We start from the raw sequence: 21,237 nt of genomic DNA, 5'->3' as shown, positions 1-21,237 counted from the left end.
TGATGAAATTTTATAATACAATTTGGAGATCAGCACTTGTTGCACTTGCTCTTACAGCAATGGTGGGCTGTAATGATGACAATGGTGATGATATGAACCCTTCTGAGGAGCGCAAGACCAGTGGCTTTGTATTGGTTGCGACTACGGCAGAAGAAACCGCTATTGTAAATTATTTTGACTCCCTGCCATCAGGTACTGTAGATGTAACCGAAGGAACGGCATTCCAGTCTTTCTTCCCTTTGTCGTCAAGCAACGGAGCCCTTTACATGACTCGCCCTAATGGAGAGGCAGGTTTTGCAAAGGTTGGCGTGGATGGAGACGGTAACTTCGTAGAAGATGCGTTTATATCAACAATCGGAGACAATACCTTTGCTTTGAGAGTAAGGGATGAAAACTTTGGATTGTTTCATGATAGAAACAGCCCTGATTTCGTCAGCATTTTTGATCCGGAGACGATGGAAGTAACGGGTACACTACCTATGACAGGAAGTACTTTGGGAGATACGGTCGCATTGCGTTACCAAAACTTTATCTTCAGAGGGCAGGATGAGTTCTTTTCGTCAATTAGAGGAGAGGCAGGAGAATCCTTCCCGGGTATTCCTTTCTTTGCCGCAAGTACTTCTGCAGGGTTTGTCAATCAGGCAGGATTTGACCTTGGACCTGACCCTGTATTCACGATGAACAGATTTGGACAGCGTTATGTGGATGAGAGTGGAAATCTATACTTCTACCATGCAGGAAACCTGAGTTTGCCGAATGTACCGGGAAGTATCTTGAAGATTCCTGCAGGAGAGACTGACTTTGATCCTGATTATAACTTTGCGGTAGCACAGGTATTTAATCCTTCTAACTTGGGCGGATTCCTTTCAGCTTTTTATTACCATAAAAATGATATTGGTTACGCGTTGATTAACGCAGAGCTTGATCCACAAATCATAGAAATCATTACCAATGCAGGAGGCTTTGGAGGTTTGACAACACAAGATATTCAAACCATCCAACAGTTGTTATTTACCTCACCTACTGGTGCATGGGTAAAAGTAAACATGCAAACACAGTCGGTAGAGAAAATTGAAGGACTTCCGGCAGTTTCTCCGTTTGATAATACAACGGTCACATTTATTGATAACGAACCTTACTTCGTGATTTCAAACCCTACAACCAATGCCGCCTATAAGTTAAATGCTTCAGGGGTTGCTGAGCAAGTATTTGAAGTCGTAGGAGCACCAATCTCAGGGTTGTACAACCTATCTGTGAACGAGTAAGAAGAAAGCATTCATTCTGATCAAGAGGTAGCCTATTATAAAGGGAGCAATGAAAAAAGATTCTACATTAACACAACGTATAGCAGGACACCAAAAGAAGTGGTACGGGCAATGGCATACGTGGGCAGGGTTGATCTCTGGTCTAATCTTGTCCGTTGTAAGTATTACCGGAACCATATTGGTGTATGAACGGGAGCTGGATGCCTGGCTAAACCCAGACCTTTTTACCTTTGAGCAAACAGCACAAACGCGTTTGACTTTGCCACAGGCTTTGGAGGTCGTAAAAGCGGATCACCCCCAAATGCATATCGAAGTGATTTATGAGGATCAATTTAGAAATAATTGCATCATGGTCGCTTTTGAAGAAGGAGAGCTTCATAAACAAGCGATTGTGAACCCCTTTACCGGAAAAATAACAGGCAGCAGAGTATATGCCGATTCGGCGATGGGAATCATACGTAGCTTGCATCGTACCTTGTTGGTTCCTGAGATCGGCAAATATATTGTGGGGATAGCCTCTTTGGTCATGGTTATTTTGATGATCACAGGACTACGCCTTTGGATCCCTAAAAAGTGGAATATGCTTAAGACTCGTTTGACGATTAAGTCTGGAGCAAGTGTGAAGCGACAGGTTTATGATCTGCACAACACACTAGGGTTCTACTTTAGTCCTGTGATTACGATTCTTGCTTTGACAGGTGCAGCCATTACCTTTAATCGTTTCTTGATCATCGGGTTGTTTTTGGTGAGCTTTGAGCCCCCAAAATCAATAGAAAGTATTTTGGGGCAACAGTCTACCTATGATGCGAATAACCCTATTCCCATGAAGGTAGAAGAGGTTATGGCTATTGCTAACCGAGAAATTGAGGGAGGAGCGGTGAAAGGCATCACACTGCCTCATGATTCCTTGGGGACTTATGAGATGAATATTATTGCACCGGGATATGCAGAGACAGGGGATCGCTCCTTGGTATATTATGATCAATATACTGGAGAACGATTGATGAGTACACACCACGACTTACCGCACTTAGGAAAGGTATACCTCAACTGGGTCACCCCATTGCATTACGGTACTTTCGGAGGACAAGTGACCCGTATCCTGGCATTGATCACTACCTTGGTGATACCCGTATTGTTCATTTCAGGGGTTTATGTGTGGTACGGCCGATGGAAAAAAAGTAAGAAGAAAGCAATGCAAAAGAAACAAAAAAAACAGCTTGATCATGCCTAATGCTATAATACAATTTGGGAAGTCCTTACGCTACGCCTTTTACTTCTTGGTAGTCAGCGGCGTGATGGGATTGATTTATGGAGCGTTCGGATTAACTTGGAACCCACTTTTTGTGATGATCGCCATTGTAGGAATCTTTGTAGTGATCAACTTTATGATCGCCACTCTATTAGTCATTCCCAACGGCTTGCTAAGCCTCTTCGGAAAAGGGAACGCTGTGTTATTTCGTTACTTCCGGCATTCCCTGGCTTTTGTAATGGTGTTTTTAGCCTACTTTTTATTCCTAAAAATATTTGAGCTGAAAGTGTTCTTTTAGAAAAAAAGGAGAAGAGTGTTTAATTACGCTCTTCTCCTTTTTTGTTGTTTACAAGGCCTTAATAACTGGTCAAGGAGTTGATCACCAGCTTGAGAGCTATTGTCATTTTTATTAATTAGATTTAAAGACAAGCAACAAACAATTATTTTAAAAGATGCTCCCCAGAGAGCAAAATTATTGAATGAATTTCCAGAGAGTATCATTGGGAAGTGGATGACGATATACCGTCATGATACCTTAGTAAAGCAGTTTTAGAGATATTTATCAGGTAATGATATCCCCTAACCAATTACTACTATAGTAGTTAATATTGAAGCGGTCGGATGATATATGTTTATCGGTTATCGCTTATTGTTTATAAACGATAAGCGGTAACCGATAAACTGTATATAATTTCGTAGACAGCGACAGAATTAACCTTAAACACTATATTTATTTCAATAGTGATTGGCTAGGGGGTAATGTTTAATTCTTTCCTTGGTTCTGCTTAATATAAAAAGACCCCTTAATCTCTTCTTCTTCCCCTACCAATATATAAAAGTAGACACCATTGGATAGGTACTTCCCATTGTGCTTTCCATCCCATTTCCCGTCGTAGTTTTTTACGGAGAAGACTTCTTGCCCTCTTGCATTGTAGACGTAAAGGTCATATTCATCGACTAGGAGCTCACCTTCTTTGCTAATCAGCAAGAAGTCGTTGATGTTATTGTCATCAGGGGTAAGGACCAGAGAGGAAGCTACATTCTTCTTATTGCCTTTTTCCTCTACGGTAATATACACCATTCCTACTCCAAGACTACCATCCATATCCTCTACGGTATATTCCAGACTATCCTCTCCTGCAAAACCGGTGAGAGGAGTATACTCTATTTCATCCTTGTCATTCCAATAGAATACCCCGTTGGTTGGGTTTCTACTAATGAATATATCGTAAAGACCATCTTCTATAATGTCATTCTTCAGAGGATCAAAAGAGACACTTTTTTCTTGTTTTACGGTGAGGTAGTCATCGACGACTTCTAATGGATCATTAACAGAAGCGATATCGATGTAAACCCATGCATTACTTTCTTTTTTGTCATCACTCATCAATAGATATTCCAAGCTGTCTTTTCCGTAATAGTCCGCATCAGAGGCATAACGGAGTTGATCTTCTAGAATGATTGCTTTACCGTGAGCAGGGGGAGTAATTATACGAATCTGCTTTAATGGGATATTCATCGTATCGTTACTGATGATCTCCATCCATACTTCTCCTTGGTCTTCCAGTAAGGAGAAATGATCATCACGGGCCTGAAACAGTGTATCCAAAGGCTCTTCAGGAGTGTCTTCTTGATAAATCTTAAGGTAAATACTTCCTGTAGCGGTACTTCCATCATAATCCTCTACCGTATAGGTAAGGGTATCTTCTCCTGTGAATGTACCATTGGCATAATAGTACAGCGTTTGGTTATCCAATAGTGTGGCTTCTCCATATAACGATTCAACACTGTTAAGTCTTCCCCCTCCGTCAGGAATAAGGTCATTAACCAATGGTGTGAGTTGAATGCTTTGCAGGTATTCTACAATAGCAGAATCAGGGTTAGTGATAATACCATCATTTACCGGTAAAATCTCTAGCCATATATAAGCACTGTCTCGATCTCCATCCTGATCTGCGATATAGTATAGAACTTGATCACTACCATTGAAATTGGTGGATGGCAGATAATATAAGGTGCTGTCATTTTGTACTTCTATATGACCATGAAGGGCTTGTGGGTTAGGGAGAAGGTACAGGCCATGATCTACACCGATATCATTTACTAAAGGATAGAGCAAATGAGGTTGATCTTCCTTGAGGGTATCTTTATCGTTGATGGCATATACCGGATCATCCGTACCATAAATGGTATACTGTATAGTAGCGGTGTCTATGTCTCCCTGGGGATCTATGACAGAATAGATCAAGAGGTCTTCTCCATAATAGTGATTGTCTGGAGTGTAACGCAATAGGGAATCTTGAAATACATATGCCTGTCCATGGTTAGGGGCAGAAATGATACTGATCTCATGTACTCCGTCTATGGCATAGATATATGGAAGAAGGTTTAGGGTATCCCTTTGATCTTCCCATAAATATCGTGTAGCATCGGATGCAATAACCGGATAATTGATTGCTTTTACCGTGATGGAAACACTTGCTGTATCTTTCATTCCATTGGCAAGACTAACGGTATAAAGGAACGTATCTATGCCGGAAAAACCTTCTGCTCCTTTATATAGGAAGTAAGCCTCATCAGGATTCCACCTTAGGGTGCCATTTGTAGGAGATGTGAAAGAGATACTCCATGGCATATTGGAAGGTATTGCATCATTATTTATAACCTCCAAGATCGCTAAGGTATGTTCCTGTAGAACAAAGGAGTCATCCTTGAGCTCAGGGGTGTCGATTTTTTCTACCGGAGGATTGACGATTGAGTCGGTGGTAATAGTAATGAATATATTGCCTATTGCTTCACTGCCATCAGTATCCTTTACAGTGTAGGTTAGGGTATCTTTGGTGATTGTAGTACTGTTGGCTTTATAGTAAAGGCTATATTCATCCAGTAAAGCAGCTTTGTTTTCGCTATTGTTTGTACTAACAGACAGCAGTGTTTCTCCTCCATCAGGGATACTGTCATTGAGCAGAGGAAAAATCACTACAGAGTCTCCTTGATGGAGTGTAAGGAGATCATCCATTGTCACAATAGGATCATTGACAGGAAGTACTTGAATAAATATGGTAGCGGTATCTTTGTCACCATTACGGTCTTTTGCGGTATAAGAGAAAGTATCTTCTCCATAGTAATTTCGGTAAGGAGTATACTGAATAATACTGTCTCCATTCATCGTCAATGTACCATGATAAGGAAGGTCGAATTGATCGATCATAAGTCCCCCATCAGGAGCAAGATCATTTTTAAGAATGTGAATGGAAACACTTTTATCTTCCTCCAACACTACCGAGTCATCTTCTGCATAAACCAAATCATTGGTGGCAGTCACAGTGAATGAGGCGGTGGCTTGTGCTTCATCTCCATCTTGATCACTCACCGTATAGGTGATAGAATCCTGTCCGTAGAAATGAGGGTTAGGGACATAGGTCAGTAAAGAGTCGTTTAGTTGTTCTAAACGGCCATTTATAGGGCTACTAAAAGCGGTTACTATTAACCCTCCGTCTGCTGCAAAATCATTGGATAATGGAGAGAAAGTAATAGCACCATCTTCTTGAAGAAGAAGTTGTTCTCCTTTAGCAATGACCATATCGTTCATTGCTGAAATCTGAAGGGTTACGGTACTGCTATCACGGACACCATCATTTGAAGTAATGAAATAGGTAAAGAAATCCTCTCCATAGTAGTTGGAGACCGGAGTATATCGGAAGTATTGGTTTTGAGTATCCCACTGTAGCTGTCCATGAGCAGGAGTGCTATAATCAACCGTATATGTAGCTACATTTAAGAGGGTATCATTGCTCAAGACAGGTAATACAACGGCAATATCATCTTCTTGTAAGGGAATAATATCATCAACTAAAGTAATGGAGGTTATAGGATCAGGAATAGAATCCGAAGAGATTTCCAGATAAATAATAGCCTGTCCTGTACTTCCATCCTGATCACTCAAGGTATAGGTCAATGTATCGTATCCGTCAAAAGAAGATGTAGGTTGGTAATATACAAGGGTATCACTCTCAATACGTATGTTTCCTTTTACAGAAGAGCTAATGGCTGAAATATGCCCACCTCCATCTGGGAAGATATCATTTTTTAGCGGTAAGAAGGTATATGCACTATCCTCCATTAGTGTATAGTAGTCATTTTGGGCGATGACCTCATCGTTTGTTGCTTTGATCACAAGTGTAACACTAGCATTAGCAGTACTTCCATCTTCTTCTAGAATGGTATAGTTAAATTGGTCCGTCCCATATATATCAGCAAAAGGGGTGTACTGCAGCGTTGTATCATCCATTTGCACTAGACGTCCATATTGAGGGAAAGAAAAATCGATCAAACGAATAGGTCCATCAACATGAACATCATTTTGTGTAGGCAATAAAGTAATGGATTGATCCTCGTTCAAAGTATCTTGATCGTTAACGGCATATACGGGATCATCCGTATCATAGATAGTATACTGAATGGTAGCAGTATCCAAGTCTCCTTGTGGGTCCTTGACAGTATATTGCAAGATGTCATTTCCATAATAGTTATTGTTTGGTGTATAACGTAATAGAGAGTCTTGGAATATGTAAGCTTGTCCATGGGAAGGCTCTGAAATGATTAGAATTTCGGCAGGGCCATCTGGCGCATAGAGGTAAGCATTAAGGTTTATGGTATCCCCTTGGTCTTCCCATAAGTATCGCTTGGTATCAGAAGTAACAACAGGGTGATTAATCGCTTGCACTGTGATGCTTACATTCGCCGTATCTTTAGTTCCATTAGCAAGTGTAATGCTGTAAAGAAAGGTGTCAGTTCCGGAAAAGCCTTCTGTTCCTCTATATAGGAAGTTAGCTTCGTCAGGACTCCATCGTAAAGTACCGTTTGTAGGAGTTGTGAAAGAGATATCCCAAGGTGAACTAGAGGATACTGTGTCATTGCTGAGAACGTCTAAGGTAGAAAAGGTATACTCTTGAAGCGTATAAGTATCATCGTGAAGTTGAAGTGTATCAACTTCTTCTACCGGAGGCGTTACTATTGAGTCTAGCGTAATCGTGATAAATATATTTCCCGTTGCTTCATTGCCATCAGTATCCTTTACAGTATAGGTTAGGGTATCCTTTGTGATTGTAGCACTGTTGGCTTTATAGTAAAGGCTATATTCATCCAGTAAAGCAGTTTTGTTTTCGCTATTGTTTGTACTAACAGACAGCAGTGTTTCTCCTCCATCAGGGATACTGTCATTAAGCAGAGGGAAAATCACTACAGAGTCTCCTTGATGGAGTGTAAGGAGATCATCCATTGTCACAATAGGATCATTGATAGGTAATACCTGAATAAAGACATCAGCCGTGTCTTTATCACCATTATTGTCTTTTACAATATAAGAGAACATGTCTTCTCCATAGTAATTTTTGTAAGGAGTATATAGGATTGCGCTGTCTCCATTGAGTGTCAATGTTCCATGATAAGGAAGGTCGAATTGATCGATCGTGATTCCTCCATCAGGAGCAAGATCATTTTTAAGAATGTGAATGGAAACACTTTTATCTTCTTCCAACACTACCGAGTCATCTTGTGCATAAACCAAATCATTGGTGGCAGTCACAGTGAATAAGGCGGTGGCTTGTGCTTTATCCCCATCTTGATCACTCACCGTATAGATCATGGAGTCTAACCCATAAAAGTGCGGGTTAGGGATATAGGTGAGTAAAGTATCATCTTTTTGTTGTAGTTGACCATGCAAAGGAGAATGCATCATGGTAAGTGCTAAACCGCCATCGGCCGCAAGATCATTGGATAAAGGTACGAAAGAGATGGAATCATCTTCGGTAAGAATAAATTGCTCTCCTTTAGCAATGACAACATCATTAATGGCAGCAACGTGAAGGGTTACTTCTGCCGTATCACGTACTCCATCGCTGGAAACTAGCCAATAAGCAAAGGCATCACTTCCGTGATAATTGGACACGGGACTATATTTGAAATATTGTTTTTGAGTATCCCACTGCAGCTGTCCATGCGCAGGAGTGCTGTAATTAACCGTATATGCAGCTACATTTAAGAGGGTATCATTGCTCAAGACAGGTAAGATCACAGCAACTTCATCTTCTTGTAGGGAAATAGAATCATCCAATAAGGTAATGGAGGTGATAGGTTCAGGAAGAGGGGCTTGGGGTACTTCCAGAAAAATAGAGGCTTGTGCAGTGCTCCCATCCTGATCACTCAAGGTATAGGTTAGCGTATCATACCCATCAAAATCATCGTTAGGGAAATAACGTATAAGGGTATCATCCTCCAATAGGATATTCCCTTTTATAGAGGAACTAATAGCCGCAATATGTCCACCACCATCTACATAGGTATCATTTTGTAAGGGTAAAAAGAGGTACACACTATCTTCTAATGGTGTATAATGATCGTTTTGGGCAATCACTTCGTCATCATCTGCTTCAATCAAAAGGATAACGTTAGCTGTTGCGGTACTACCATCTTCTTCCAGAATGGTGTAATCAAAACCATCCGTTCCATAGAGGTGGGGAAAAGGGGTATACCTTAGGGTCGAGTCATCTACTTGGATTAAGCTTCCATATTGCGGAAAAGTAAAGTCGATTAGACGAATAGGTCCATCAACATGAATATCATTTTGGATAGGGACTATCGTAACGGCTTGATCTTCTATTAGTGCAATGGTGTCATTGAAGGCTTGTAGAGGATCATTTGCTGGAAGCACTTCAAAAATGACATAAGCAGTAGCGGTATCTCCATCTATATCGCCCAATTGGTACGAAAGGCTATCTTTTCCATTAAAATCCGGAAAGGGAGTATAATGCACTATATTTCCTTCCAATAAGGTAGTTCCGTGTAATGGACGTCCATGATAGAGTAATTGTAGCCCTCCATCACCAGCATAATCATTACTGAGTAGATCAACTTGAATGGACTCATCCTCATTAAGCAATACGTATTCTCCGGTGGCGGTTACACCATCATTCACAGAAGTAATGCTAAGCTGTACATTACTGCTGTCGCTATTTCCTGCAGCATCCGTCACCCAATAGGAAAAATGATCATTTCCATAGAAGTCAGGGTTAGGAGTATACTGAAAGCTATAGGCTATAGCATTCCATGTCAAAGTCCCATAAAGTGGATCAGTAAAGCCGATACCAATAGAAGAAAGGTCATTGATATAATCATTATCCAATACATCCAAATCCATCGTTTGCTCCTCTGCAAGGGTAAACTGATCCTCCCTTAAGAAAGGAACATCTTTATTGACTTTCACTTCAATAAAGATAAAGGCATTATCCTGATCTCCATCTACGTCTGAAAGGGAGTAGGTTAAGGTATCTTTTCCTATAAAATCAGGAGAAGGAGTATATTGTATATGTTGTGCATCCAATAGTACTGCCGTTCCGTAGCTACCTGTAGATACCTCCTTGAGCATACCTCCTCCATCGGGGATACTGTCATTGACTAAAGGGGTTAGTACTGAGGTTAGGTTACTTAATAGGATATAGCTGTCATTATAGCCTTGCACGACATCATTGACGGCACTTACGGTTAAATAAATTTGGGCAGAAGTAAGGTCTCCATCAGGATCTTGTATATGATAGGTAAGCGTATCTTTTCCATGTACATGGGAGAAAGGAGTGAAGGATACTTCTGTTCCATTGATTAAAATAGTACCTAATGAACTAGGTTCAACGCTGAGTAATTGAAGCGCTCCATCTGCAGAGACATCATTATCTAAAGGATAAAACGATAGTGATTCATCTTCTTGAACTGATAGCGTATCATTAGAGGCGACAGGTAGGTCATTACTACTTTCAACGGTGATGATAATCGAGGCGGTGTGCAAGTCTCCATCGGCATCTCCAATTGTATAGGTTAGGGAGTCTACTCCATGAATGTCAGGATAAGGTGTATAAGTGATTTGATTGTTGTTCCATATAGCCTCTCCAAGGATAGGGGTAGTCATATATTGATAGGCCAACCCACCATCTCCTGCATAATCATTTTCTAGTGGATCAAAAGAAATGGGTTGGTCCTCAGTGGTCGTATAGTAATCTTTTTCAGCAACAGGAATATCGTTAGCTGTCGCTACATTGATAATGATCCAAGAACTACCCACTGTACCATCGATATCAGTGACTTCATAATAGATACTGTCTTGCCCATAAAGATCCTTGGATGGGGTGTAATGTAGTACGGTACTTCCTTGGAGTGTTACGTTTCCTATTGCTGGAGTACCAAGGGCTGAAATCCAGAGTCCACCATCTTCTGATTGATCATTGTCCAGAGGGTAAAATGTTACTGCTGTATCTTCATGGGTGGCGATGGTATCAGCTATGGCGAGTGGAGTCCCTTTACCCGGAAGCATAGGGTCTTCTTCTACTGTTATATTAAAGTCCTGAGTAAAAAAGCCTCCAAATCCATCATCGACGGTAACTGTAATGGAATACACTTCTTGGGTGTCATAATATAGGGGGGCTTGAGTGATTAATTGATCTCCACTAATTCTAAAGACTGAAGAATCTTGTAAGCTATAGGTATGTCCTTCTGTAGCATCATCATTTACAGCAAAGGTTCCAATTAGGGTCTGGGCAGGAAGCCCTTCTAAAATGGAAGTATTGGATAGGGTTAAGGCGGTAGGTGCCTGGTTTACCGCTCCAGCAGACAAAATAACTGGATTGTCTACGGTTCCCAGACGGGTACCATCTACAAATTCTACATTGGCATTGATATAGGATACTTGATCAGTAGAGGCATCATAGTAGGCTAAGGTAACTCCTTGCTCACGGAAAGAACGCCCATTCACCAAAAGAAACAGAAGATTTCCTTTATCAGTGTAGGGGGTAGAGGAAATATTGGTAACTCCTCGACATTCTCCATCTACAAAAGCAGCAATCATGTCATTGGGGTCGCTGGAGTATTTATTCTTACTGGTTTGCAAAATGGCAGTAATACTCATGCTGCGGTCAAATTCGCTATTGTTTACCTCCCAATTAGGGGTTTGGGCAAGTAGGGTTATAGAGGAGTATATCCAAAATAATATGATGAGGAAATAAGGCTTCATGATTGTTTGTTATAGTCGTTATGATAGAGACCGTCGTATAATTTTATGTTGATGATTTATAGGTGATGGATTATAAACAATAAGCGATAACCGATAAACCCGATACAAATTGGTATAGAACGAAAGGATTAACTTGCATACTCAATAGCTAGTGAATAGAGAAGGTCAGTAAAAGCTCATGTTGCTGACTTTCAAACTTTTTAAGCACGCCTAGGTCGTGGGCATAAGCATATCCAAAACCAAAATTATTTAACTGAAAACCAGTAGATAATGTAATTTTTTGAGTGCTACGATATCCAGTAGATACCCATAAAAGTTCTCTCCAGTTCCAGCGTGTACTGATATCTATAATTGGTGCTGTATCGGAATGAGTATTTACAATGAGGAGAGGAGTTAAAGTGCTTTTATCGGCCAATTGAATACGTTTGCTGATATGTATGTTAAGTAATTGGAAGTACTCGTACCCATACCCGTATAGTTCTGGAGCAGAGACGCCAAAGGTCCAGTCATAGAGCTGTAAGCTAGCTCCAAACTCTGCAGTAAAACGGACCCTATCTTGATTATTGATGTCAAAGAGTGGGTCATTTAGATCTACAATATATTGGTCAGAAATAAGGGATACACCTAATAGGTCCAACTTGATTCCTGTGGATACCCCTAGTTGAAGAGAAATATTCTTGTTGAAAGGAATGTGTTGTGTGTAGGCGATATTAATTCTGGAACGACTTAACAATCCCCTTTCCTGATGTAAGACCCTTCCTCCCACTGCATAGTTCTTGAAACGCATTTGCCCTGCTGCTCCAATCTGCTGTGCAGGAATTCCATCATCTTGCATCTGTACATATTGTCCGAAAACATTGCTTTGAATACCTTCTTTTTCAGGAAGTGATGCACTGTTAATCAAAAAAATATTTTGGGTATAAAAATAAGAGTCGTCTAGTTGCTGTGCCTGACTAGAAGTACTCCATAGGGTGATAAGAGGTATGAAAAGGCCAATAAGAAAATATAACCGCATAGATGTCGGGTTTTGATTTAGTTTCGCTAGAGAGTGATAATGTAATCGAGTAATGCCACAGAGGTGATGTAAATCGTTGTGACACAAAGATAAAAAGAGGGAAGCGGACTCCGTAGATTTGGGTGGGGACAAAGGGTAGACAGTGCCTCAATCAGGTGTGTTTTTTTGGTAGAAAAAAAATCTCCCAATTCTTAAAAAAAATATTTTTTAAAAGTATTGTTTCTATTCAATTTTAATCTACCTTTCGCCCGGAAAAACGGTAAAAGCTCGTTGACCAAAAACAGCTTAGATAAAACCCTGTAAGTGTAGGGTATTCAGTTATTTATCGATCGTTATTAATTAAAGGCAATCATTGAAAAAAAACGTAATTGTCGCTTGGAAACAGAAGAAGTGGAGCTTCTCTAACTTTTCCCTTTTTTATACTAATACAGTGACCCTGTATAGTCACATTTCTCTTCCTACTCACCCCTAGGATAGAGCCATTTTCCTTATTTCTTATTGGAACAGAGGTAAGCGGTGATCACGGAGGTCGTTTACCGGTTATTACTTGTCGTTTGAAAAGAATGTTTATCGGTTATCGGTTATCGCTTATCGTTTAAAAACATTGATGGGCTGTTGTCTATTGTTTATGGTTAAAATAATTTTCTTAACCGATAACCGATAACCGATAACCGATAACCGATAACCGATAACCGATAACCGATAACCGATAACCGATAACCGATAACCGATAACCGATAACCGATAACCGATAACCGATAACCGATAACCGATAGCTAAAGAATAGTCCCTTAATCATTTCCCTAAAAAGTAAAGAATGGCTCAATTTAACCATTTGGAGGGTGTGCAATTGCAAGAAGTTAAACTCAGCAAGGAAGTACACAAAAAACAACTTATTGTAAAGGATATAACGCTTCCGTTAAATGAACGTTTGGAAGCGCTGGAAGACATCATCAACCTGGAGGTGGGGGATACTTCTTTGATGCGTGCCCGTAACTTGGAACGTGAAAAGGACTTTCGGCAGCTCTACATCAAGTTTGAAGGAGATAATCCGACAGGTACTCAGAAAGACCGTATCGCTTTTGCACAGGTATATGATGCTTTGCGTAGGGGGTATGACACAATTGTAGCCGCTACTTGTGGAAACTATGGCGTAGCGGTCTCGTTAGCCGCTTATCTGTCAGGACTGAAATGCAAGATCTATATCCCTGCCTCCTTTCATACGGAGAGGGTTAAGGAGATGGAAAAATATCAGGCAGAGGTCATCTATCTTGAAGGTACTTATGAAGAAGTCGTGGAGCAGTCGAGCCAGATAGCGATAGCACAGGAGTATTATGATGCTAACCCTGGAGGGAATAACACCCCGATACAGATTATGGCTTATGCGCAGATTGCTTTTGAGATCTATGATCAGTTGAGGGATGCTCCTAAGTACCTGGCTTGTCCGGTGTCGAATGGAACCTTGCTGGCAGGGGTTTACCGAGGGTTTGTCAACCTTTATAAAAGAGGAAAGACTTCCCGTATTCCCCATTTCGTAGCAGGATCGTCGGCGTATAAGAACCCTATAGTGACTTCTTTTAAAAGTAATCATACGGAAGTCAAGGACCTAAACCCTGCCAGAATCAAGGAAACGAAGGTGAATGAACCCTTGATCAACTGGCATAGCTTCGACGGAAATGAGGCGCTACACGCTTTGCAGCAGACAGACGGTTTTGCAGCACATATTTCGGATAAGGAGATGCTCAGGATGAGTAGTTTTTTATCAAAGAATGATGGAATTAAAGTGTTGCCTTCGTCTACGGCAGGCTTACTGGCATTGCTGAAGCTTAATGAGCAAGAGGAGCTTTCCAATGATCGCTATGTGAGTATCATTACCGCCCGAAACTAACGGTTTTGGTTAGAAAAGGTAGACACTGGTCGTAGGGTCAATGCCGTCAACTTAAGCTGAAAGTAAAAAGGTAGAAACTGGTCGTAGCGTCCACGCTACGACCTGCAGCGGGTTTGCACTGCATTCGCTACGACTAGTGTGTGGTGTGGCGCAATGTCGTCAGAGGCCAGATAACGTAAGCCCTTGCCTGAGGCGAGGGTCCACGAATAGTCATTTTATTCAACGATTTTAAAGAGACCTATACAAATGAAATATATAGATGGAACAGCATTGGTTTATGCAGACCACGCGTTCAACACCCCAAATGGTAAAACAGCACACGGATTGGTACGCTTCACAGAGCGCTATCAGGTACTGGGGGTAATTGATCAACACTATGCCGGACAGGATGCCGGAGCCGTATTGGACCAACGTCCTAATGGAATACCAGTTTACGCTTCATTACAAGATGCTTTGGAGCAGGTTAAAGTACCTGTACAGAACTTTGTTATAGGATTAGCTCCTGATGGAGGAAGATTACCGTTAGAGGCAAAATTGGTCATCAAGCAAGCTTTGGAGTATGGTATGAACGTCGACAGTGGATTGCACGACTTCTTATACAAGGACGAAGAGTTAATGCAAGTGGCAAAGGAGAACGGTTGCCGTGTACGTGATATTCGCCGTACACCAGATCGTGACGAGCTACACTTTTTCTCAGGGAAAATAGAGGAAGTCAATTGCTTGAAAATTGCTTTGTTGGGAACAGACTCCGCAGTAGGAAAACGTACAACTGCTTGGTTGCTGGTACATGGTTTCCGTAATGCGGGACTAAAAGCAGAGATGGTAGGTACCGGACAAACTGCTTGGATGCAAGGAGCTAAGTATAGCATGGTGATGGATAGCTGTATTAACGACTTTGTGGCAGGGGAGATCGAACATGCGGTACATGAAGCTTGGAAGAATGAGCAACCGGACCTGATTGTCATTGAGGGACAAGGAAGTTTGATGAACCCAGCGTATCCAGGAGGATTTGAGATTTTGGCAGCAGGAAGACCTGACTATGTGGTATTGCAGCACGCACCTACCCGTTTGGAGTATGATGGATTTCCGGGATATGCTTTGCACCCTTTGAAAGAGCAGATACAAGCCATCGAGATGATCTCCGGTAAAAAAGTCATTGCCGTAACGGTGAACCATGAAGGTATGACTGCTGAAGAGATACTTCCAGCTTGTCAGAGAATCACAGAAGAAACAGGACTACCAGCCTTTGATGCTTTGGCACATGGCCCTGAAGGATTGACCAACTTTATTAGAACACTAATTGACCGATGAAGACCTTAAAGGATTTTGTAGTTTTTGATCGATTGACTGTACATCAGCTTGTGGTAGAACCTAAGCGGGTCAAAGCAACCTATACCCTGAGAATGCCAGAGGGTGCAGAAGTTTCTACCGAGCTGATCTATAGCTATGATCAGGTATTTTTCGATAAGAAAAGTTATAAGGATGTCAACCTTGCCTCTATGATGGCGGCACAGGTGGCCATCAACTACGGATTGTTTTGTAAGGAGATTGTCTTTGATGGGATATATGAGGGAGCGGATACTCGTTTTATCCGCACCATGATGGAAAATACCTCCAGGGAAATCTTGACCAACAAGTTGTTGGTGGATAACCCTTTTATCAAGGAGGGTTATAAAGAAATTATTGTCGAGAAGCAGTCTAAGTATACTGCTGCAGCGATACAGTTTGTCAATACAGGTTATCAGCATATGAAAGCAGAGGTGTTCTCTTCTGTACCTGATTATGGACATTTCGCAATTCTGAGTAGTGGTGGAAAAGATAGCTTATTGACTTACGGTATTGTTAAAGAACTAGGAGTAGCGCATCCGGTATTCGTGAATGAATCTGGCAGGCACTGGTTTACGGCATTGAATGCTTACCGTGACCTAAAGGAGAAAGATCCTAATACGGTAAAACCTTGGTGTAATGCAGATCGCCTGTTTAACTGGATGCTGAAAAAGATGCCTTTTATCAAGGAGAACTTCCAAAATATGAGGGCAGATATCTACCCTATTCGTTTATGGACTGTAGCGGTATTTCTATTCGGCGTATTGCCAGTAGTTCGCAAACGAGGGATTGGAAATGTACTAATCGGTAACGAATACGACACAACCGATACGGCGATTACACAAGGGATTAAGCATTACAATGGACTTTATGACCAGAGTAAATACTTTGATCAGGCATTGACACGCTATTACAAAGAGAAAAACTGGGAGATTTATCAGTACTCTATGTTGAGAAGCTTGTCAGAGTTACTGATCATGAAAGTGCTGGTGAAGCGTTATCCTGAACTACAGCAACATCAGGTGTCTTGCCATGCAGCCCATGAGCACGAACACCGTATGTACCCATGTGGAAAATGCGAGAAATGTCGTCGTATTATTGGAATGTTGGTGGCTTTGGAAGAAGACCCTAAAAGATGTGGCTATACTGATACACAAATTGAAAACGGATTACAGCAGTTGGCTCAAAAAAGCGTGAAACAGATTGGTTCTGATGCGGCACACCTGTACCATTTATTGGTAGAGAAAGGAGCTATTGAAAAGAATAACTTCACGAAAAAAATAGCCAAGGCGTATCCTCGTATCATGAAGTTGCGCTTTGACAGTGAAAGAAGCCGTCCAGAGGAGATGCCTCTTGCAGTACGGGATAAGGTAATCGCACTTTTTGCAGCGTATGCAGAAGGGATTGCCGTAAAAGAAAATAAGCAATGGATAGAAGTACCTGCACTTACAACGGTATCAAAAATATGACCTAAACACTGGTCTTAGGCTGAGCCACGTCATGTAATGATAAGACCTACAAGCATTTTCACCGAGCGTCCACGCTCAGGTTCTCTGAAATTGATCGTAGTATTACACACGATGTAGTTGAAATAAATATGAAAAAGAATAATTTCCTCTGGGAAGAAATGAGCTGGCCGGAAATCGAAGCCCGCTTAAAAGAAGTGGATACGGCAATTTTGCCATGTGGTGCCATCGAACAACACGGCCCGCATTTGCCGGTAGACGTAGATTACTATGATGCGTACTATATGGCAAGAGAAGTAGCTGAGAAATGCAAAAGCCCTCAGCCTTTTGTACTGCCTCCTGTACCTTATGGAGTCAGCTATCATCACAGTGCCTTCAAAGGAACATTGAGTGTATCTAATAATACCTTGTCGGCCTTTATTTACGATATAGGAATGAGCTTGGCACAAAATGGCATCAAGAAATTAGTGATCCTAAATGGGCATGGAGACAACAAACCGACCTTGACGTATGCGGCACAGATGATCAACCGGGATGCGAAGATCTTTGTCTGTGTAGATACCGGGGAAACAAGTGATGTGGATCTTTATGGGTTAATTGATACACCGAACGATATCCATGCCGGAGAGATTGAAACTAGTACCACACTCGCATTGAGACCGCACCTGGTTGATATGGAGAAGGCTGTGGACGAAACACTGGATCTGGAAAACGAATACCTGAACTTTACTTCCCAAAGAGGAGTAAGCTGGTACGTACATACACAAAGACTGTCTAATTCAGGGGTTATGGGTAACGCCCAAAAAGCCACCGCTGAAAAAGGACAGAAAATGTGGGATATCTCTATCCGAAATATGGTAGAGTTTCTGGAGAGTATTATCAATACCCCACTGAGTGAGTTGTATCAGAATAGATATTAAATAATGAAGAATTAAGAATGAAAAGTGAAGAATAAAATTCTTTTACTAGGGTTCAGGACTTGTTCATAAAAATTAGTTTTCTATGCTGAAGATGTATTCCAAACAAGCTCTAAGTACTGGTCTTTGCGTCCTCGCAAAGATCAAAACATAATGGGAGCGTCCACGCTCTCATTATATAAGCTTCAGCATTACATGTCGTGTGTAATGCTCAAGTTATGCTTAAAGTCCTAGTATGGATGCTAGGACTAGCTCTTAGATTCAACAAAGGAAGTAGAACCTCAACAATGAAGATAAAAGCAATCGAATACGAGCTACACAACCTCAAGCTTTCTGAGCCTTACCAGATTGCCTATGAGACCGTAGACTCTTGTCAGAATATTACCCTTAAAGTAATCACGGATACCGGACTGGTAGGATATGGTATAGCCGCCCCCGATTGGGAGGTCACAGGAGAATACAGTGAGGACGTGATCAGCATGGTCAAGGATGTGATGCAGCCTATGTTATTAGGGGAGGATCCTTTGCAGCGTACCCGATGGATGGACGAACTGAAGCAAACCACTCAGGTAGGATCATCTGCAAGGGCAATGCTGGATCTAGCCTTACACGATTTGCTGGGGAAGTATGCTAAACTACCGTTGTACAAATTATTGGGAGGATATAAAAACAGTATACCAACCAGTATTACCATAGGAATTAAGCCAATAGAAGAAACCATTGAAACAGCAAAACGATATCTGCGTTCAGGGTTCACCGTCATTAAACTTAAGGGAGGAATTGATATAGAAGAGGATATTGAAAAAGTACATTTACTAAGAGAGCAATGCGGAGATGATTTTCTACTTCGTTTTGATGCCAATCAAGGGTATACTCCGGAGGAAGCATTGACCTTTATCCGAAAAACGGATAATTGTGCCATAGAGATTATGGAACAACCTACACATAAGAATAGCCTGAGGGCGATGAAAGTGGTGACAGATGGTTCGGATATTCCCGTCATGGCCGATGAGAGTATTACCTCTCTGAAAGATGCGATCAAGCTCACGAGAAATGAAGCAATGGATATGATCAATATCAAACTGCAAAAGGTGGGAGGAATATTGGAAGCAGAACATATCAACTCGGTGGGTAAGTCTTCTGGATTAGAGGTGATGGTAGGCTGCTTGGATGAGTGTTCTCTGGGAATAGCGGCAGGGCTACATTTTGCCTTGAGTCGTCCGAATATACAGTATGCAGATCTAGATGGTCATTTGGACATCATCAATGACCCTTACGAAGGGTTGTTTGAAATTAAGAACGGGGTGATGATTCCGAATCAGCAATATGGGTTGGGGTTATCAATTTAAAACCATAGAGGTACGTCATTGACGTACCTCTATGGTTTTAAATTGAAATATCATAAAAAATGTGAGTGCCATATTTGTATAATGATAATTATCACGCTAATTTCGCCCTCATAAAATTCATATTATATCATCGTCTAATGCAAATCCGTCTAAGTCAATATGGAGTCCTCTTTTTGGCAAAGCTCATGTTACTGTGTGCTTTCGCTTCTCCGTTGGTTTATGTGGATTATCAGTTGCGAAAGGACTATATCTCAGAAGTGTTGTGTATCAATCGCTATGAGGTAGAATTGGCTTGTGCCGGTAAGTGTTATCTCAACAAGCAAATTCAGAAGTCGCAACAAACGGAAGAACAGGAGAGTATTAAAGAAACAATCCCTGCCTTACATATGATATTTCACGTCCTGCCAGAGACGGAGGACCCCATGAGTCGCACACCTCGCCTGATAGCCCAAACCTATAGGTTGAAAGAGCAGGTGCTTGAAGATCAATACCTTGTAGATATATTGAATCCCCCTCGAATATAATTTCCTTCCCTTTTATTTCCAGTATCATTGATTGATCGTGTCCTATGACGAATAGGGAGGCTAGTCTTTTTTTGCCCTAAGAGTTCAGGGAGTTATACATAGCTTAATAAGACCTGTACGGACAGTACGAATGTCTTTGCGCTAAATAGCAGTAAGCTATTAGGTTAGCTTTCTCTGCTCTAAGAGTTCAGTGAGTTATTATACATAGCTTAATGAGCCCTATACGGACAGTACGAACGCTCTTAGAGCTAACTAGCAGCAAGCTGGCTAGTTAACGTTTGCTCCACTAACGGAACGATAAATAACAATTAGCATAGTACCGCCTTGGGTTATGACATTATGTAATGTCGTAACATTGAGTACTATTCATGTATGCTGGAATCACCAAGACATTTATTTCTAATAATATTTTAATACAATCTCATTTTTGAAAATAAAAAAATGAGCATGGTACGCTATTGCCAAAATTAAAAATGAAAAAACAACTATTTACGATTCTATTAGGGCTGTTGTTTGCACAGTCTATTCATGCACAACAATTGGTGAAAGGACTGGTATATGACCAGCAGAGTGGTGAGGTTTTGGTTGGCGTAACCGTTCGTGTGAAAGAAACTACAGTGGGTACTGTGACGGATATCAGTGGTAATTTTGCCTTAACAGTAGCAGAAGGAAGTGTTTTACAGGTCGCTTACGCTGGTTACCAAATGCAGGAGATTGCTGCATCATCCAAGGAATTGTCCATCGCCTTGAAACAGGATCAGAGGGTAATGGATCAGGTGATTGTTTCAGCCAGCAGAGATGCACAGTTGCGTTCCGATGCACCGGTAGCCGTATCGGTTATTCCAATGAAGTTATTGGAAGAAACCCATGCAACAACATTTGATCAGGTATTAAACAAAGCAACAGGTGTACTGATGGTTGACTTAGGAAATGAGCAACATGCCATGAGTATCCGTCAGCCTATATCATACAAGAGTATGTTTCTTTACTTGGAGGATGGCCTGCCAATTCGTCCTACAGGGGTATTTAACCACAATGCCTTGATGGAAATGAACATGACCATGACCAAGAATGTAGAGATCGTCAGAGGACCGGTGTCGTCTACTTACGGCAGTGGGTAGTGTCATGAATTAACTGAACTAGATATTTGTTGTTAGTGAAACAACCCTTTTGAATA

12 protein-coding genes are annotated in these 21,237 nt (G+C 41.2%); 10 read left to right on the top strand and 2 right to left on the bottom strand.

Going from position 1 to position 21,237, the window contains the following annotated elements:
- Positions 1 to 2: 2 nt before the first annotated feature.
- From ABD985_RS01830 to ABD985_RS01820, 3 genes are read left to right on the top strand one after another with little or no spacing between them, the layout of a single operon-like run.
- Positions 3 to 1,265: a hypothetical protein gene (locus ABD985_RS01830; protein ID WP_345368712.1), complete on the top strand. Its 1,263-nt coding sequence runs from the start codon at positions 3 to 5 to the stop codon at positions 1,263 to 1,265.
- Between the two features lie 49 nt (positions 1,266 to 1,314).
- Entirely contained in the window at positions 1,315 to 2,499 is a 1,185-nt protein-coding gene (locus ABD985_RS01825; RefSeq protein ID WP_345368711.1) for a PepSY-associated TM helix domain-containing protein, read from the top strand.
- Complete coding sequence (locus ABD985_RS01820; protein ID WP_345368710.1) at positions 2,492 to 2,815, top strand: hypothetical protein; 324 nt, start codon at positions 2,492 to 2,494, stop codon at positions 2,813 to 2,815. Before ABD985_RS01825 ends, ABD985_RS01820 begins: the two co-directional genes overlap by 8 nt.
- 465 nt (positions 2,816 to 3,280) lie before the next feature.
- Here the strand turns inward: ABD985_RS01820 and ABD985_RS01815 are convergent, their stop codons facing one another.
- Together ABD985_RS01815 and ABD985_RS01810 are read right to left on the bottom strand one after the other, a co-directional pair.
- A complete protein-coding gene (locus tag ABD985_RS01815) occupies positions 3,281 to 11,575 on the bottom strand; it encodes an Ig-like domain-containing protein (RefSeq protein WP_345368709.1) in 8,295 nt (2,764 codons plus the stop codon).
- A gap of 148 nt (positions 11,576 to 11,723) precedes the next feature.
- Complete coding sequence (locus ABD985_RS01810) at positions 11,724 to 12,590, bottom strand: type IX secretion system membrane protein PorP/SprF (protein ID WP_345368708.1); 867 nt, start codon at positions 12,588 to 12,590, stop codon at positions 11,724 to 11,726.
- An 817-nt stretch (positions 12,591 to 13,407) separates the two neighbouring features.
- Between ABD985_RS01810 and ABD985_RS01805 the strand changes: the two genes are divergently transcribed.
- From ABD985_RS01805 to ABD985_RS01775, 7 genes are all read left to right on the top strand, one after another.
- Complete coding sequence (locus tag ABD985_RS01805; protein WP_345368707.1) at positions 13,408 to 14,478, top strand: pyridoxal-phosphate dependent enzyme; 1,071 nt, start codon at positions 13,408 to 13,410, stop codon at positions 14,476 to 14,478.
- Between the two features lie 246 nt (positions 14,479 to 14,724).
- The gene (locus ABD985_RS01800; protein ID WP_345368706.1) at positions 14,725 to 15,789 is read left to right on the top strand and encodes an N-acetyltransferase DgcN family protein; all 1,065 of its coding nucleotides are present in this window, start codon (positions 14,725 to 14,727) and stop codon (positions 15,787 to 15,789) included.
- Positions 15,786 to 17,273 carry a hypothetical protein gene (locus tag ABD985_RS01795; RefSeq protein WP_345368705.1) on the top strand — a complete coding sequence of 496 codons (1,488 nt, stop codon included), beginning with the start codon at positions 15,786 to 15,788 and terminating at the stop codon, positions 17,271 to 17,273. The genes ABD985_RS01800 and ABD985_RS01795 overlap by 4 nt, the downstream gene beginning before the upstream one ends.
- Before the next feature lie 128 nt (positions 17,274 to 17,401).
- Complete coding sequence (locus ABD985_RS01790) at positions 17,402 to 18,190, top strand: creatininase family protein (RefSeq protein ID WP_345368704.1); 789 nt, start codon at positions 17,402 to 17,404, stop codon at positions 18,188 to 18,190.
- Between the two features lie 284 nt (positions 18,191 to 18,474).
- Positions 18,475 to 19,536, top strand: a complete 1,062-nt coding sequence (locus ABD985_RS01785; protein WP_345368703.1) for a mandelate racemase/muconate lactonizing enzyme family protein — start codon at positions 18,475 to 18,477, stop codon at positions 19,534 to 19,536.
- A 137-nt stretch (positions 19,537 to 19,673) separates the two neighbouring features.
- A complete protein-coding gene (locus ABD985_RS01780; protein ID WP_345368702.1) occupies positions 19,674 to 20,060 on the top strand; it encodes a hypothetical protein in 387 nt (128 codons plus the stop codon).
- Between the two features lie 473 nt (positions 20,061 to 20,533).
- Positions 20,534 to 21,181: a carboxypeptidase-like regulatory domain-containing protein gene (locus ABD985_RS01775; RefSeq protein ID WP_345368701.1), complete on the top strand. Its 648-nt coding sequence runs from the start codon at positions 20,534 to 20,536 to the stop codon at positions 21,179 to 21,181.
- The last annotated feature ends 56 nt before the right edge of the window (positions 21,182 to 21,237 follow it).

The organism is Algivirga pacifica, from assembly GCF_039543525.1.
GTDB classification, from domain to species: Bacteria; Bacteroidota; Bacteroidia; order Cytophagales; family Flammeovirgaceae; genus Algivirga; species Algivirga pacifica.
The sequence above is the reverse complement of the archived record's forward strand: the minus strand, read 5'-3'. Positions and strand labels throughout refer to the sequence as shown.

Bases quoted from the DNA above. Each gene is read 5' to 3' on its own strand.
- ABD985_RS01830 (WP_345368712.1), top strand. From the start codon at position 3: ATGAAATTTTATAATACAATTTGGAGATCAGCACTTGTTGCACTTGCT.
- ABD985_RS01825 (WP_345368711.1), top strand. From the start codon at position 1,315: ATGAAAAAAGATTCTACATTAACACAACGTATAGCAGGACACCAAAAG.
- ABD985_RS01820 (WP_345368710.1), top strand. From the start codon at position 2,492: ATGCCTAATGCTATAATACAATTTGGGAAGTCCTTACGCTACGCCTTT.
- ABD985_RS01815 (WP_345368709.1), bottom strand. From the start codon at position 11,575: ATGAAGCCTTATTTCCTCATCATATTATTTTGGATATACTCCTCTATA.
- ABD985_RS01810 (WP_345368708.1), bottom strand. From the start codon at position 12,590: ATGCGGTTATATTTTCTTATTGGCCTTTTCATACCTCTTATCACCCTA.
- ABD985_RS01805 (WP_345368707.1), top strand. From the start codon at position 13,408: ATGGCTCAATTTAACCATTTGGAGGGTGTGCAATTGCAAGAAGTTAAA.
- ABD985_RS01800 (WP_345368706.1), top strand. From the start codon at position 14,725: ATGAAATATATAGATGGAACAGCATTGGTTTATGCAGACCACGCGTTC.
- ABD985_RS01795 (WP_345368705.1), top strand. From the start codon at position 15,786: ATGAAGACCTTAAAGGATTTTGTAGTTTTTGATCGATTGACTGTACAT.
- ABD985_RS01790 (WP_345368704.1), top strand. From the start codon at position 17,402: ATGAAAAAGAATAATTTCCTCTGGGAAGAAATGAGCTGGCCGGAAATC.
- ABD985_RS01785 (WP_345368703.1), top strand. From the start codon at position 18,475: ATGAAGATAAAAGCAATCGAATACGAGCTACACAACCTCAAGCTTTCT.
- ABD985_RS01780 (WP_345368702.1), top strand. From the start codon at position 19,674: ATGCAAATCCGTCTAAGTCAATATGGAGTCCTCTTTTTGGCAAAGCTC.
- ABD985_RS01775 (WP_345368701.1), top strand. From the start codon at position 20,534: ATGAAAAAACAACTATTTACGATTCTATTAGGGCTGTTGTTTGCACAG.